The organism is Pseudomonas sp. SIMBA_068, from assembly GCF_046534705.1.
In the GTDB taxonomy this organism is placed as follows: Bacteria; Pseudomonadota; Gammaproteobacteria; order Pseudomonadales; family Pseudomonadaceae; genus Aquipseudomonas; species Aquipseudomonas putida.
The window spans coordinates 1-229 of record NZ_JAWRYI010001857.1 but is presented as its reverse complement, the minus strand read 5'-3'; the positions used below and the strand labels follow the sequence as shown (position 1 = coordinate 229).

The 229-nt window shown below is 57.6% G+C and carries 1 rRNA gene; it reads right to left on the bottom strand.

Features of this window, described 5'->3' with window-relative positions:
* Positions 1 to 229: ribosomal RNA gene (locus SB756_RS36205) — 16S ribosomal RNA — on the bottom strand; the annotation flags it as partial.

The following is a 229-nucleotide window of genomic DNA, read 5'->3' as shown; positions in this document are numbered from 1 at the left end:
CGGGCCCCCGTCAATTCATTTGAGTTTTAACCTTGCGGCCGTACTCCCCAGGCGGTCGACTTAACGCGTTAGCTCCGGAAGCCACTCCTCAAGGGAACAACCTCCAAGTCGACATCGTTTACGGCGTGGACTACCAGGGTATCTAATCCTGTTTGCTCCCCACGCTTTCGCACCTGAGCGTCAGTCTTTGTCCAGGGGGCCGCCTTCGCCACCGGTATTCCTCCAGATC